Origin of the sequence: Bradyrhizobium oropedii (genome assembly GCF_020889685.1) — a bacterium.
Classification (GTDB): domain Bacteria; phylum Pseudomonadota; class Alphaproteobacteria; order Rhizobiales; family Xanthobacteraceae; genus Bradyrhizobium; species Bradyrhizobium oropedii.
The window spans coordinates 58559-72060 of the sequence record NZ_JACMYO010000014.1; the positions used below are offsets into that span (position 1 = coordinate 58559).

Sequence of the window (13502 nt, forward strand, 5' to 3'; positions counted from 1 at the left end):
GCGCGGGACGCTGTTGTACCTGTGCTGCGTGTGGCTCAGCCCGCAGTCACGTCAACCGCATCGGCACCTTCGAGCACGCGCCGGGCCTTGTCCCGGTCCAGGTCACCTTCCCATGCCGCGACCACGACGGTGGCAACGCAGTTGCCGATCAAATTGCCGACTGCGCGCGCCATGCCGATGAACCAGTCGACCGAGAGCACCAGCACGAGGCCGATCGCCGGGATGCTCGGCACGGCGTTGAGTGTCGCCGCCAGGATGACGATCGCCGAGCCCGGCACGCCATGCGCGCCCTTCGAGGTGATCAGCGATACGCCGAGCACCAGCAGCAAGTCGCCGAACGACAGCGGCGTGTTGGTCGCCTGCGCGATGAACACGACCGCAAGCGTCAGATAGATCGAGAAGGCATCGAGGTTGAAGGAGTAGCCGGTCGGAATCACGAGGCCGACCACCGAATCCTTGACGCCGAAATGCTCCAGCTTGCGCATCACCTGCGGCAGCACCGCGTCGGAGGATGCGGTCGCGACCACGATCATCAGCTCCTCGCGCAGGTAGCCGAGGAATTTGAGGATGTTGATGCCGGCAAACGCCATCACGCCGCCGAGCACGCCGAGCACGAAGATCGCGACCGACACGTAGAACAGCGCGACCAGCGACAGCAGCTGCTTCAACGAACCGACGCCGTATTTTCCGACCGTATATGCGACGGCGCCGAGCACGCCGATCGGCGCGAAGCGCACGATCAGGCCCATGGCGCGGAACAGCACGGTCGAGACCGCGTCGATGAACGAGGTGATTTTCTCGCCCTTCTCGCCGCCGACCAGCGCCAGGCTGACGCCGAAGATGATGGCGAAGAACAACACCTGCAGCACGTCGTTGCGCGACAGCGCGTCGAACGAGGTGGTCGGGATGATGTTGAGCAGGAAGCTGCCGATGCCTTCACCCTTCAGCTTCTGCGCGTTGCTGGCGTAGTTGCCGAGCGCCTTGGCGTCCAGCGTCGAGGTATCGATGTTCATGCCGTGACCAGGCCCGAACAGATAGGCCAGGATCAATCCGACCACGAGCGCGACCGTCGTCATCGCCTCGAAATAGACCAGCGCCTTGACGCCGACGCGTCCGACCTTCTTGAGGTCGCCGGCGCCCGCGATGCCGTGCACCACGACGCAGAACACGATCGGCGCCACGATCATCGAGATCAGCTTCAGGAATGCATCGCTGAAGATCTTCAGTCCGATCGCGAAATCGGGCGCGGCCATGCCTATGACGATGCCGAGCAGCAGCGCGACGAGCACCTGCACGAACAGTGATGTGTAAAGCGGCTTTCGTGCCACGGTGGCTTCCGCTGCGACGGTCGACATGAACTTCCCCCTGTTTCTTGCCGGTGTTCTTGCCGGCCGAACCCGCCCCATCTTAGCAACTTGCGTGCCAAGATGTCGCAGGATCGGGCACCATTTGCCCGGTCACTCGCCGGTTTCGAGGGTGCTGGTCACGGTGTAGACGACGCCATGGGGCAGGAAATCGACCGTGGCCTCGCCGCCGAGCTGGTCGCGGGCGCTGCGCTCGATCAGCCGGGAGCCGAAGCCGCACTGCACCGGCGGCGCCACGGGCGGGCCGCCGGCCTCGGTCCAGATCATCCGGAGCTTCGGTCCGGGGCCTTCCTGCAGGACTTCCCAGTCCAGCGTCACCGTGCCGGTGTCGTTGGACAGCGCGCCATATTTGGCGGCGTTGGTCGCCATCTCATGCAGGAGCATCGACAGCACCAAAGCGAGCCGGGGCGACAGCGGCACGCGCGGCCCGAACATCTTGACCCGTTCGGCCGTGTTGTTCAGCAGATACGGCCGCAGCACCCGGCTGATGACGTCCTGGAGGTCGGAGCCCTGCCATTTCTCGGTCGAGAGCAGGTTATGCGCCTCGGCGAGTGCGCCGAGCCGTCCCTCGAATTTCTCGCGCTCGGCGCGGCTCGCGCTGCGGAAGGTTTGGGTGGCGATCGATTGCAGGATCGCCAGCGTGTTCTTGACGCGGTGGTTGAGCTCCTCGATCAGGAGGTCGTGCAGCATCTCGCCGCGCGCGATCGTGGTCGCCATCCGCACCGCAAAGCCGAGGCCGACCAGCAGCAGAATGCCGCCGATCACGCTGGTGATTGCAAGCGAGCGCCACAGCGGCCCCACCAGCGAGTTCTCGGCGATGCCGGCTGCAACCGTCCAGCCGGTGACGCGCGATCGGGTGAAGCCCGTGATCAGCGCCACGCCTTCGAGCGAGACGGTCGACAGGGTCGCCTCGCTGCTGCGAAACATCTCGGCAAACAGCGACGGCGAGGCGCGCTGCCCGATGGTCGCTTGCGGGTTCGGCACGCGCGCCAGGTTGACGCCGTCGCTGTCGAAGATCGAGATGGTCCAGTCCTGGTTCAGCCGCTGCTTCTCGATGATGGCCTGGAAAACCTCGATCGGCGGGCTGAAGGAGATGTCGTAGAGCACCTCGCCGTCGCGGATCACCGGCACCTCGACGGTGATGATCAGGCGCTGCTTCACCGCGCCGAAGAACAGGTTGGAGTATTGCGGCTGCCGGGTCGTAAACACCTTCTCGAGGATATCGAGATTGTTGCGCGGCGGCAGGCTCGCGGTGTCCGATGTCAGCGAGGAGAACGCTTGCCGTCCTTCACGGTCGGCCACCAGGATCACGCCGTCCTTGCCGTACTGGTCGAGGAAGCCGGCTGCGACGCGGCGGAAATTGCCGAAGTCGCTGTTGCGCAGCGAGTTGGTCAGCGCCAGCACCTGCAGCCCACCGGTCATGCGCTGCATTTCCGCGTCGAGCAGCAGGCGGACACTGCGCGCCGTCTCCAGCACGCGCTGCGTGGCGGCCTGGCGGTCCCGCTGATAATTGTGGAAGACGATACCGACCGCGAAAACGATCAGCGGCAACATCGTTCCCGCGAGCAGAAGCGCGAGACGCACTGGCAATGTCAGTTTCGGCACGAAGTCCCCGGGTCGATGCCCATTTGCTGTGAGCTTAGGGGAGGCGGGAAATGTCCGCCAAAGGAAATAGCTTGAAATCAGAAGGGTTCCGCGGCGCCATGATGCTCAGAGGTGTGCGCCGCGGAATAGCTTGGCCTGAAAGGCCTTGTGGTCAGAGATTGCTCTCGGTGATCGCGGCGTAGACCATGGTGCGCAGCTCGCGCCGCAGCGGATAGGCGCTCGACGGCAGCACCTGGGTCATGAAGATCGTGATCAGCTCTTCCGCCGGATCGATGAAGAACGACGTCGTCGCGGCGCCGCCCCAGTTGAATTCGCCCGGGCTGCCCGCAATTAGCGTCTGCGCCGGGTGCATGGTGACGGCGAAGCCGAGGCCAAAGCCGATGCCGTTATAGGCGGCTTCGGCGAACATCGAGCGCGACATCGCCGGCAGGTCGACGCCGCCGGGCAGATGGTTGGAGGCCATCAGCTTCAGCGTCTTCGGGCCGAGCAGCCTGACGCCGCCGAGCTCGCCGCCATTGAGCAGCGCCCGGCAGAAGGTCAGGTAGTCGGCCGCGGTCGAGCACAGTCCACCGCCGCCCGAGACCAGCGAGGGCGGCGACAGGAACGAGCTGGTGGTCGGATCGTCCTGCAAGGTCAGCGTGCCCTTGCGCTCAGCGGCGAGCGGGTTGAAGCCGCCCTGCGGATCGGCCGAATAGCAGGCGGCAAAGCGGTGCACCTTGTCGGCGGGCACGAAGAAGTCGGTGTCGTTCATGCCGAGCGGGTTGAAGATGCGCTCCTTCAGGAATTGCTCGAACGGCATCCCTGAGATCTTGCCGACGAGATAGCCGAGCACGTCAGTGGAAACCGAGTAATTCCAGGCTTCGCCCGGGGAGAACTCCAGCGGGATCTTCGCCAGATCCTCGATCATGCTGTCGAGCGTGCCGGCCTTGATGACCTCGCCGATCTTCTTCTCGCGATAGGCGGCGTCGACGTTGGAGCGCTGCTGGAAGCCGTAGGTGAGCCCCGAGGTGTGGCGCAACAGGTCGACGATCTGCATCGGCCGGGTGGGCGGTCGGGTCAGGAAGGCCGGTGCGTTGCCGGCGACGAACACGCCGAGGTTCTTCCATTCCGGAATGTATTTGGCGACCGGCTCGTCGAGCGCGACCTTACCTTCCTCGACCAGCGTCATGAAGGCGACCGACGTGATCGGCTTGGTCATCGAATAGATGCGAAAGATGGTGTCGTCCTTGACGCGCACCTTGCGCTCGAGATCGGCAAAGCCCTGGACGGTCGAATGCACGATCTTGCCGCGGCGGTAGATCAGGACCTGCGTGCCGGGAAAGCGGCTGGCATCGATGTAGCGGCTCTTCAGATGCGCTTCGAGGCGGTTGAGGGCGGTGGTCGACATTCCCGCGGATTCGGGCGAGGCAGGCGTGGGGGCTAACATCGGGCATTTTCTCCGGCTGGCGAGGCAGCCTTGATAGCCGAAAAGTGTCCGTTTCACCATTCCGCCGCCGCTTACCGGCACCGGGCCGGTGGTGTACGGTCGCCCCTGCAATCGCGCCCTCGAGGGAAACGCCGAGATGACCCAGTTCAACGAAACCGAGCTCACCACCGCCGTCATCCGCAGCTTCGACCAGACGCCCGATCCGCGGGCCAAGTTCCTGCTGCAGGAACTTGTGAAGTCGCTGCACGACTATGTGCGCAGAACCGATCTCACCTTCGAGGAGTGGGACCACGCGATCGGCTTCCTGACCCGCACCGGGCAGAAGTGCACCGACATCCGCCAGGAATTCATCCTGCTGTCCGACGTGCTCGGCGTGTCGATGCTGGTCGATGCGGTCAATCACAGGGATCGCGACGGCGCGACCGAGACCACGGTGCTCGGCCCGTTCTATGTCGGCGAGCACAAGGTGACGCCGCACGGCACCGACATCTCGGCGAGCCTGCCCGGCGAGCGCATGTTCGTGCAGAGCCGCGTCACCGACCTCGATGGCAAGCCGCTGGCCAATGTGCCGGTCGATATCTGGCACGCGGATGACGACGGGTTCTATGACTCGCAGAAGCCGAGCTATGCCACCGAAGGTCCGTCCTCGCGGGCGCGCTTCATCACCGACGCGGATGGCCGGTTCTTCTTCCGCACCATCGTGCCGTGCAGCTATCCGATCCCGACCGACGGTCCGGTCGGGCAGATGATCACACAGACCAACCGTCATCCGATGCGGCCGGCGCATGTGCACTTCCTGGTCAACGCCAAGGGCTACGAGCCGCTGATCACGCATGTGTTCGTCGAAGGCGACAAGTACATCGACTCCGATGTCGTGTTCGGCGTGAAGAACGAACTGATCGCCAAGGTCGAACGGCGCACCGATCCCGTGATGCCCGACGGGCAGCGATCGGATGGGCCGTGGAGCCTGATGACCTACGAATTCCACGTGAAGCCCGGTGGAGGAATGGCGCCCGCGCCGCTCGGCACCAAGGTCAGCGAGGACGCCTGATCGCTATCGTCCAAACACTCTGCTCAATTCATGTGCGGCGCACAAGAATTGGGCGGAGCACATTTTTTGGCAGCGCACGGAGACACCGTGCGCGCTGCGACAAGTTGCGCAAAACATTGCACTAAAATCGATTTTTGCACTGCGGTAGCTTGGCATGAGGCTTGAATAGCCAAGTGCCGACGCCATTGAAGCCGTCCCTCGAGGCCACCCCATCGGATTTCTGACGCCGCCAGACCGGGCGCATCCCCGGTGCATGCCCTTTTGCGCCCTGCGCGCGTCGCCACCCGATGGACGGTGCTCGACGCAAAGACGCAACGCCGCAACGCAAAGGACGACCGATGACCAAGCCCAGCAACACGCCCCCGAGCCGTGCGATCAGCCGTCGCCGGCTCCTCAACGCAACCGGCGGCGCCGCCGCGCTGCTCGCCGCAGCCAAGCTGAACTTTCCCGCTGGTGCATTCGCGCAAGGCGCGGGCCCGGAAGTGAAGGGCGCCAAGCTCGGCTTCATCGCGCTCACCGATGCCTCGCCGCTGTTCGTCGCCAAGGAGAAGGGCATCTTCGCCAAATACGGCATGCCCGACGTCGAGGTGCAGAAGCAGGCCTCGTGGGGCACCACGCGCGACAATCTCGTGCTCGGCTCCGAGGGCAACGGCATCGACGGCGCGCATATCCTGACCCCGATGCCGTATCTGATCTCGGCCGGCAAGGTGACGCAGAATAATCAGCCGACGCCGATGTACATCATGGCGCGGCTCAATCTGAACGGCCAGTGCATCTCGGTCGCCAAGGAATATGCCGATCTCAAGGTCGGCATCGACACCGCGCCGTTCAAGGCGGCGCTGGACAAGAAGAAGGCCTCGGGCAAGGCGGTGAAGGCTGCGATGACCTTCCCCGGCGGCACGCATGATCTCTGGATTCGGTACTGGCTCGCCGCCGGCGGCATCGATCCCGACAAGGACATCGAGACCATCGTGGTGCCGCCGCCGCAGATGGTGGCCAACATGAAGGTCGGCACGATGGACTGCTTCTGCGTCTGCGAGCCGTGGAATCTGCAGCTGATCCATCAGGACATCGGCTACACCGCGATCACTACAGGCGAGCTCTGGGACAAGCATCCGGAGAAGTCGTTCGGCCTGCGTGCCGCTTGGGTCGACAAGAACCCGAAGGCCGCGAAGGCGCTGCTGATGGCGGTGATGGAGGCCCAGCAGTGGTGCGAGAAGATGGAGAACCGCGAGGAGACCGCGGCGATCTGCGCCAAGCGGCAGTGGATCAACTGTCTGGTCGAGGACATCACCGATCGCATGAAGGGCAAGTTCGACTACGGCACCGGCCACGTGGTCGAGAACTCGCCGCAGCAGATGCGGTTCTGGAGCGACAACGCCTCCTATCCCTATCAGAGCCACGACCTCTGGTTCCTGACCGAGGACATCCGCTGGGGCAAGTATGAGGCCGGCTTCGACACCAAGGCGCTGATCGCCAAGGTCAACCGCGAGGATTTCTGGAAGGAGGCCGCCAAGGAGCTTGGCGTGTCGGACATTCCAACCTCGACCTCGCGCGGCAGGGAGACCTTCTTCGACGGCAAGGTGTTCGATCCCGCCGATCCCGCCGCCTACCTGAAATCCCTGTCCATCAAGCGTGTCGACGTCTGAGCCCCCATAGGGCCGCGCTCTTGCATGGCCCGTTCTTCGACCACGGAGATTGTCTGTCAATGTCGATGCCTGCCATGAAGGCCGAAATGTCGGCGGTCGTGACCCCGCCGGCCGCTACCGCGGCGCCGGTCGTGACCATGACGCCGAAGCGCACGCCGCGCGCCGAGACCTACGCCAGGATGGCGAAGGAGACCGCGGCGCGTGTCGTGCCGCCGCTGATCGTGATCGCGCTGCTGCTGGTGGTGTGGGAGTTGATCTGCCGGCGCGCCGGCTCCAGCCTGCCGCCGCCGTCAAAGGTGTTCAAGGACACCAGGGAGCTGATCCTCGATCCGTTCTTCGACCATGGTGGCATCGACAAGGGCCTGTTCTGGCACCTCTCCGCCAGTCTGCAGCGTGTCGCCTACGGCTTCTCGCTGGCGGCGGTCGCCGGCATCGCGCTCGGCACGCTGGTGGGCCAGTCGGTCTGGGCGATGCGCGGGCTCGATCCGCTGTTCCAGGTATTGCGCACGATTCCGCCGCTCGCCTGGCTGCCGTTGTCGCTCGCCGCGTTCCGCGACGGCCAGCCCTCGGCGATCTTCGTCATCTTCATCACCTCGGTGTGGCCGATCATCATCAACACCGCGGTCGGCATCCGCAACATTCCGCAGGACTACCGCAACGTCGCCGCCGTCGTGCAGCTCAATCCGCTGGAGTTCTTCACCAAGATCATGATCCCGGCGGCCGCGCCCTACATGTTCACCGGCCTGCGCATCGGCATCGGCCTGTCCTGGCTCGCGATCGTCGCCGCGGAAATGCTGATCGGCGGCGTCGGCATCGGCTTCTTCATCTGGGACGCGTGGAATTCCTCGCATATCAGCGAAATCATCCTGGCGCTGTTCTATGTCGGCATCATCGGCTTCGTGCTCGACCGGCTCATTGCGGGCCTCGGCAAGGTCGTGACCCGCGGCACGGCTGCGAACTGAGGGACAAGTCATGCAGGCCTATCTGAAGCTCGACCACATCGACAAGGTCTTCACCCGCGGCAACGCCACCACCGAGGTCCTGAAGGACATCAACCTGACGATCGAGAAGGGCGAATACGTCTCGATCATCGGCCATTCCGGTTGCGGCAAGTCGACCCTGCTCAACATCGTCGCCGGCCTCACCGGCGCCACCAATGGCGGCGTGCTGCTGGAGAACCGCGAGGTCAATTCGCCGGGGCCGGATCGCGCCGTGGTGTTCCAGAACCACAGCCTGCTGCCATGGCTGACCGTCTACGAGAACGTCAAGCTCGGCGTCGACAAGGTGTTTGCAAGAACCAAGAGCAGGGCAGAGCGCGACGCCTGGGTGATGCACAATCTCAGCCTGGTGCAGATGGCGCATGCCAAGGACAAGCGGCCAAGCGAGATTTCGGGCGGCATGAAGCAGCGTGTCGGCATCGCGCGTGCGCTGGCGATGGAGCCGAAGGTGCTGCTGCTCGACGAGCCGTTCGGCGCGCTCGACGCGCTGACCCGGGCGCATCTGCAGGACTCGGCGATGGCGCTGCACCAGAAGCTCGGCAACACCATCCTGATGATCACTCACGACGTCGACGAGGCCGTGCTGCTGTCGGACCGCATCGTGATGATGACCAACGGCCCGAGCGCGCGGATCGGCGAGGTGCTCGAGGTGCCCTTGGCGCGTCCGCGCAAGCGGCTCGAGCTCGCGACCAACCCCGGCTACCTGAAGTGCCGGCAGCGCGTGCTCGAATTCCTCTACGAGCGCCACAGCTTCGTCGAGGCGGCATGAGCGGGCCGTCGCTCACGTGAAGGGCTTTTTCTGTCTCGCCGCAATGGCGCGGCGAGAAAGCGTGCACGGAGGCACACATGACGGAAGACCAGGTCAAGCTCGTCCAGCAGACCTTCGCCAAGGTCGCGCCGATCTCGGAGCAGGCGGCGGTCATCTTCTATGACCGCCTGTTCGAGGTCGCGCCGGCCGTGAAGGCGATGTTTCCCTCTGACATGACCGAGCAGCGCAAGAAGCTGATGGGAACGCTTGCCGTCGTCGTCAACGGATTGAGCAATCTATCGTCAGTGCTTCCCGCCGCGAGTGCGCTCGCCAAGCGCCATGTCGGCTATGGCGCCAGGCCCGAGCATTATCCGGTGGTCGGCGGCGCATTGCTGTGGACCTTGGAGAAGGGCCTCGGCGAAGCCTGGACGCCTGACGTCGCCGCCGCATGGACCGCGGCCTACGGCACGCTGTCCGGCTACATGATTTCGGAAGCCTATGGCAGCGCGCAGGCGGCGGAGTAGGGCGACGATCATCGGCCCACGCCGCGCGAAATCAGTTCCGCTAGGAACTGAACGTCCATCCACGTCATTGCGAGCGTAGCGAAGCAATCCATACCTCCGCTGGCCGAGAGATGGATTGCTTCGTCGCTATCGCTCCTCGCAATGACGAAAGGATCGATCTAAGGTCCACCCCGTTCCGCCAACGGGTGAACCAACAATGATGTTCCTGGAAACGCCGCCAAAACTGATCCCGACCGAGATCTTCTCCGCCGTGCCCGCCGAATTCCGCCGCAAGGTGGCGAGCGAATGGGCCGACGCCAACCGGCCGGGCGCGGTGACCGATTGCTTCATCGAGGGGCCGTCGTTCGACGCCGACGGCAATCTCTACATCGTCGACATTCCGTTCGGCCGCATCTTCAGGATCGCACCGGACAAGTCATGGTCGCAGGTCGCCGAATACGACGGCTGGCCGAACGGGCTGAAGATCGATCCGATGGGCCGCATCCTGATCGCCGATTATCGGCACGGGTTGATGGAGCTCGATGCCGGGTCCGGCGAGGTCACGCCGTTGCTGCGTTCGCGCAATTCGGAATCGTTCCGCGGCTGCAACGACCTGCACATCGCCTCGAACGGCGACGTCTATTTCACGGATCAAGGCCAGACCGGCCTGCACGATCCGACCGGCCGCGTCTATCGGCTGCGCGTCAATGGCGCGCTCGACTGCCTGATCGACACCGGCATCAGCCCGAACGGCCTGGTGCTCGATCCGCACGAGGCGGTGCTGTTCGTCGCCATGACGCGTGACAATGCGGTCTGGCGCGCGCCGTTCATGAAGGACGGCAGCGTCTCCAAGGTCGGGCGCTTCTGCTCGCTGTTCGGCCCGAGCGGGCCCGACGGCATGACGATGGACAAAGCCGGGCGGCTGTTCGTCGCGCACGCCTCGCTCGGCCATGTCTTCGTGTTCGCACCGAACGGCGAGTGCATCGCGCGGATCAAGTCCTGCGCGGGACAGAGCTGCACCAATGTCGCGATCAGCGGCGCCAACCGCGATCGTCCCTACATCACGGAATCGGTGACGGGTTCGGTGCTGGTCGCCGATATCAGCGGGCTCGGCTAGGCCGCGGCGCGTGGCCGTTCAGGGAAACGGCGAGCCGTACAGCCAGGCCAGTCTGTCGCAGAACTGCTCGAGGCTGGTCTCGCGCATGAACTGATTGCGCAGCAGCGCGTGCACGCCGGCCGGATGATAGACGTGGGTGCCGAGCTCGCGCGCCTGAAGCTGGACCCGCGCCGTGCGCAGCAGCCGAACCTGCCGGTACTTTTCCAGCGCCTGCTCGACGGCGTCGGGCGTATCGCCGAGCAGTTCCGCAAGCCAGACCGCATCCTCCAGCGCCATGCAGGCGCCTTGTGCAAAGTATTGCAGCATCGGATGCGCGGCGTCGCCGAGCAGGACGGCGCGCCCGTCGACCCATCGCTCGATGGGATCGCGGTCGCAGGTCACCCACGCCTTCCAGTCCTTGCCGTGATGAATGATCGCCTTGGCGCGTGGATGGACGTCGCGAAAGCCTTCCAGCACCTCATCATGGGTGACCGGTCTGGCGGCAAAGGCTTCCGCCGGGTCGGTGGTTATGGGTCGCTGCTTTCGCAGGGACGACGATGTGGAGACATGATCGTCGCTTTCCTCTATCGTTGTGTGGGGCGAGACACGAACGAGGCGATTGTGCAGACAAAAAAATTCGGCAACAACGGCCCGCAGGTCTCGGTGATCGGGCAGGGCACCTGGTATCTCGATCGCGGGGACCGCAAGGCGGCCGTTGCTGCGCTGAAGCGCGGCATCGATGCCGGCATGACGCACATTGACACCGCCGAGATGTATGGCGACGCCGAGCTCGTGATCGCCGATGCCATCACCGGCCGCCGCGACGGGCTGTTCCTGGTTTCGAAAGTTCTGCCGAGCAACGCCTCGCGGCGCGGCACCATCACCGCCTGCGAGCGGTCGCTGAAGCGGCTGAAGACCGATCGGCTCGATTGCTATCTGCTGCACTGGCGCGGAACCACTCCGCTCGCCGAGACTGTCGCGGCGTTCGACGAATTGATCGCGGCCGGCAAGATCCGCTCCTGGGGCGTCAGCAATTTCGACGCCGACGATCTCGACGAACTGCGCGATGTCGCGGGCGAGGGCAACATCGCCTGCAACCAGGTGCTCTACCATCTGCAGGAGCGCGCCATCGAGCACGCCGTGATTCCGTGGTGCGAGCGACATGGCGTCGCCGTCGTCGCCTACTCGCCGTTCGGCCACAATGATTTTCCGTTAGCGTCGACGAAGGCCGGCACGGTGCTGCAATCGATCGCGGAGAAGCACAAGGCGACGCCGCGCCAGGTCGCGCTGAGCTTCCTCACGCGGCTGCCGTCGGTGCTCGCGATTCCGAAGGGGTCGAACGCCGAGCACGCGGCGGAGAATGCGGTCGCAGGCACGCTCAAGCTCAGCGCCGACGAGCTCGCTGCGCTCGATGCGGCGTTCCCGCGCGGGCCGAAGCCACGCTCGCTGCCGATGCTCTAATTCGCGGATTCACAGCCCCGCTCCACACAGTTCTTAACAAACTGTTGCAGTTGCGGCCGCACACAGGCTGCGACGGGCGGTCGCGCGCGCTGGTGCATATCGGAGTCCCGTTTTCGGGCATTGTTCTCGCGGCGGAATTGGCGTTCTCTACGAACAGCAGATTCCCCTTTATTTCGCCTTCGAGATTGCCGTGACACCGCCCCCCGCCGCCGTAGCCGCCAGGCTGGACAGCGTTCCCCTTTCATTGCCCGCCAAGACGGCGCCCTCAACGACAAGCGTCGCACGCAGCAAGGCGCCGGCCCGCACCGACCGGCCGTTCAAGGGCATTGCGCTGATCCTGCTGTCGACGGTGTTCCTGGGCACATCGGACGTCACCGCAAAATATCTCTCGTCGACGCTGCCTTCGATCGAGATCGCCTGGATCCGCTTCCTTGTGTTCGCGCTGATCATGACGCCGGCGATGCTGCCGGGAACGCCGTTGTTCGCGCTGCGCAGCAGCCGGCCGGGCCTGCATGTGCTGCGCGGCGCCGCGCTGCTCGGTTCGTCGCTGATCTTCATCACGGGGTTGGGCTTCCTGCCGATCGCCGAGGCCTCGGCCACCAGCTTCGTCTCGCCGCTGTTCGTCACCGCGCTGTCGATCGCCTTCCTCGGCGAGAAGGTCGGCATGCGCCGCTGGATCGCGACCGCGGTCGGTCTCATGGGCGTGTTCATCATCCTGCGGCCGGGTACCAGCGCGTTCCATCCTGCCGCGATCTTCCCGATCGTCTCGGCGCTGGCCTGGGCCGGCACGCTGATCCTGACCCGCATGATGAGCGGCAGCGAGCGCCCGATCACGGTGATGACCTATTCGTCCATCGTCGGTGTCGCGATCGTCAGTGCGCTGGTGCCGTTCGTCTGGGTCACGCCGAGCTGGCACGACATCATGTTCGGCATCCTGATCGGCGTTGCCTCCACGGTCGGACAGTGGATCGTGGTGCTGGCGTTCCGCTACGGCGATGCCTCGGTGCTGGCGCCGTTCTCCTACACCCAACTGCTGTGGGTCAGCATCCTCGGCTTTCTGATCTTCGGTGAAGTGCCCGACCACTGGACCATCCTCGGCGCCGGCTTCATCGTCGCCTCCGGCCTCTACACCGCGCATCGCGAGCGCATGCGGCGCTCGCAATTGCTGGCGGTGGCCAGCGAGCCTTCGCCAAACGCCTGACGGCGCGTATCAATTTTACAACAACCGCCCTTTATCCGTGCAAATACCGGCCGGGCGCCATAACCGTGCACGGCCTGAGAAGACGCGCCCCTCGCGAATTGCAAGATAGACCATTCGGGTTAAGCCGCGTCCGCGCGGCACTATCGATTTGGGGCTGGGGCAATGCCGGTGTGGGGCTGGGCGCGAATCCGTCTGCAAGGCTGCTTGACGGCCGCGATCATCTTTTCAACCGCTCTGCTCGCCGGGCCGGTCCTCGCGCAAAACGGCGGCGTGGGCGGCGAGGGTGATTATCAGTCGACGGGACAATATGGCGGTGCCGGCGGCGTTCCTGATGTCAACAGCGGCGTCGGTGGCGACGGCGGCGCTCCGAGCCGGTCGTGCGTCTGCACCGGCGGTGGTG

At 64.7% G+C, this 13502-nt stretch carries 12 protein-coding genes and 1 pseudogene; 9 read left to right on the plus strand and 4 right to left on the minus strand.

The features are described 5' to 3' along the window. Window positions 1–35: 35 nt before the first annotated feature. The 3 genes from H8A95_RS06625 to H8A95_RS06635 all read right to left on the minus strand — a co-directional run bounded on the left by H8A95_RS06625 (window position 36) and on the right by H8A95_RS06635 (window position 4395). Complete coding sequence (locus tag H8A95_RS06625; RefSeq protein ID WP_229182433.1) at window positions 36–1355, minus strand: dicarboxylate/amino acid:cation symporter; 1320 nt, start codon at window positions 1353–1355, stop codon at window positions 36–38. Window positions 1356–1457: 102 nt separating this feature from the next. After that, window positions 1458–2969, minus strand: a complete 1512-nt coding sequence (locus H8A95_RS06630) for a sensor histidine kinase (protein WP_229182434.1) — start codon at window positions 2967–2969, stop codon at window positions 1458–1460. Between the two features lie 151 nt (window positions 2970–3120). Further along, window positions 3121–4395, minus strand: a complete 1275-nt coding sequence (locus H8A95_RS06635; RefSeq protein WP_229182435.1) for a serine hydrolase domain-containing protein — start codon at window positions 4393–4395, stop codon at window positions 3121–3123. A gap of 136 nt (window positions 4396–4531) precedes the next feature. Here H8A95_RS06635 and H8A95_RS06640 point away from each other — a divergent pair, with 136 nt between their 5' ends. The 6 genes from H8A95_RS06640 (at window position 4532) to H8A95_RS06665 (ending at window position 10461) form a co-directional block, all read left to right on the plus strand. Beyond that, entirely contained in the window at window positions 4532–5446 is a 915-nt protein-coding gene (locus H8A95_RS06640; protein ID WP_229182436.1) for an intradiol ring-cleavage dioxygenase, read from the plus strand. Window positions 5447–5784: 338 nt separating this feature from the next. Beyond that, the gene (locus H8A95_RS06645; protein ID WP_229182437.1) at window positions 5785–7095 is read left to right on the plus strand and encodes a CmpA/NrtA family ABC transporter substrate-binding protein; all 1311 of its coding nucleotides are present in this window, start codon (window positions 5785–5787) and stop codon (window positions 7093–7095) included. Window positions 7096–7154: 59 nt separating this feature from the next. Continuing rightward, the gene (gene ntrB / locus H8A95_RS06650) at window positions 7155–8057 is read left to right on the plus strand and encodes a nitrate ABC transporter permease (protein WP_229182438.1); all 903 of its coding nucleotides are present in this window, start codon (window positions 7155–7157) and stop codon (window positions 8055–8057) included. A 10-nt stretch (window positions 8058–8067) separates the two neighbouring features. After that, on the plus strand, window positions 8068–8862 hold the full coding sequence (locus tag H8A95_RS06655; RefSeq protein ID WP_229182439.1) for an ABC transporter ATP-binding protein: 795 nt from the start codon (window positions 8068–8070) through the stop codon (window positions 8860–8862). A gap of 77 nt (window positions 8863–8939) precedes the next feature. Continuing rightward, entirely contained in the window at window positions 8940–9365 is a 426-nt protein-coding gene (locus H8A95_RS06660) for a globin family protein (RefSeq protein WP_229182440.1), read from the plus strand. Window positions 9366–9561: 196 nt separating this feature from the next. Then, window positions 9562–10461 carry an SMP-30/gluconolactonase/LRE family protein gene (locus H8A95_RS06665; protein ID WP_229182441.1) on the plus strand — a complete coding sequence of 300 codons (900 nt, stop codon included), beginning with the start codon at window positions 9562–9564 and terminating at the stop codon, window positions 10459–10461. Window positions 10462–10479: 18 nt separating this feature from the next. On the opposite strand, the gene H8A95_RS06670 is transcribed toward H8A95_RS06665, so the two are convergent. Beyond that, window positions 10480–11181: an FAD-dependent monooxygenase gene (locus tag H8A95_RS06670; RefSeq protein WP_229182444.1), complete on the minus strand. Its 702-nt coding sequence runs from the start codon at window positions 11179–11181 to the stop codon at window positions 10480–10482. On the opposite strand from H8A95_RS06670, the gene H8A95_RS06675 reads away from it, so the two are divergent. The 3 genes and pseudogenes from H8A95_RS06675 to H8A95_RS06685 form a co-directional block, all read left to right on the plus strand. Next, the gene (locus H8A95_RS06675; protein ID WP_229182442.1) at window positions 11062–11901 is read left to right on the plus strand and encodes an aldo/keto reductase; all 840 of its coding nucleotides are present in this window, start codon (window positions 11062–11064) and stop codon (window positions 11899–11901) included. The two genes, H8A95_RS06670 and H8A95_RS06675, sit on opposite strands and share 120 nt — an antisense overlap. 244 nt (window positions 11902–12145) lie before the next feature. Next, complete coding sequence (locus H8A95_RS06680) at window positions 12146–13102, plus strand: DMT family transporter (RefSeq protein ID WP_229182445.1); 957 nt, start codon at window positions 12146–12148, stop codon at window positions 13100–13102. 204 nt (window positions 13103–13306) lie between these two features. Then, window positions 13307–13502: pseudogene (locus tag H8A95_RS06685) on the plus strand (hypothetical protein); the annotation flags it as partial.

Coding starts and splice junctions, on each gene's coding strand:
- ntrB (WP_229182438.1), top strand. CDS start 7,155: ATGTCGATGCCTGCCATGAAGGCCGAAATGTCGGCGGTCGTGACCCCG.
- H8A95_RS06640 (WP_229182436.1), top strand. CDS start 4,532: ATGACCCAGTTCAACGAAACCGAGCTCACCACCGCCGTCATCCGCAGC.
- H8A95_RS06660 (WP_229182440.1), top strand. CDS start 8,940: ATGACGGAAGACCAGGTCAAGCTCGTCCAGCAGACCTTCGCCAAGGTC.
- H8A95_RS06665 (WP_229182441.1), top strand. CDS start 9,562: ATGATGTTCCTGGAAACGCCGCCAAAACTGATCCCGACCGAGATCTTC.
- H8A95_RS06655 (WP_229182439.1), top strand. CDS start 8,068: ATGCAGGCCTATCTGAAGCTCGACCACATCGACAAGGTCTTCACCCGC.
- H8A95_RS06645 (WP_229182437.1), top strand. CDS start 5,785: ATGACCAAGCCCAGCAACACGCCCCCGAGCCGTGCGATCAGCCGTCGC.
- H8A95_RS06635 (WP_229182435.1), bottom strand. CDS start 4,395: ATGTTAGCCCCCACGCCTGCCTCGCCCGAATCCGCGGGAATGTCGACC.
- H8A95_RS06625 (WP_229182433.1), bottom strand. CDS start 1,355: ATGTCGACCGTCGCAGCGGAAGCCACCGTGGCACGAAAGCCGCTTTAC.